1 protein-coding gene is annotated in these 574 nt (G+C 67.1%); it reads left to right on the forward strand.

Annotated features, from left to right (window positions below):
- Positions 1 to 160 precede the first annotated feature (160 nt).
- Positions 161 to 394: a hypothetical protein gene (locus AACY52_RS29550; RefSeq protein WP_339561259.1), complete on the forward strand. Its 234-nt coding sequence runs from the start codon at positions 161 to 163 to the stop codon at positions 392 to 394.
- Positions 395 to 574: the final 180 nt, after the last annotated feature.

The following is a 574-nucleotide window of genomic DNA, read 5'->3' on the forward strand; positions in this document are numbered from 1 at the left end:
ATGGTGCCTGACATCATCGAGACCATTGTCTGTCGCTTGATGGCGCGGCCGGGCCGCGCCCCTTGAGAGCGAGAGGAAGGCCGGGACGGGTTTGAGCCCGTCCGGTCCGAGAGAGAGCGCCGGCGGGCTTTCCCGCTCCGCTCTCCCGAGGACGTCTCCCATGAATGCTCACACCCTTGCGGCGGCGCTGCCGACCGCCGCCGATCAGCCGACCGACGCTGCCGCCATCCATGCCGCGGCACTTCTCCTCCTTCCTCACATCGAGCGCGGCGAGCGCATCGGCGACGGTGCGCCGATCGATGATCGAACGGCGTTGCGGGAGGGTTTCAAAGCGTGGCGGCATGCGTTCCAGATAGGGGGTCGGGCGATCCGCGTCCACGCAGGATGCGCATGAGGCCGGGGCCGAACCTTGTCGTGCCGTGGTGTCATGATGCACAGTGTCGGGAGGGTTGCGTGGTTTGACCGCAAGAGCCGGGATGAGCCGCGCCGCGCTTCTCGGGTGTAAGGGGCCAATGACGAACCTGCCATTCTCGCCGCTCGATCGACCGATCTGGCACAGTCTTACCGGCCGCCA

Origin of the sequence: Pseudomonas sp. EA_65y_Pfl1_P113 (assembly GCF_963970525.1) — a bacterium.
Classification (GTDB): domain Bacteria; phylum Pseudomonadota; class Gammaproteobacteria; order Pseudomonadales; family Pseudomonadaceae; genus Aquipseudomonas; species Aquipseudomonas tritici.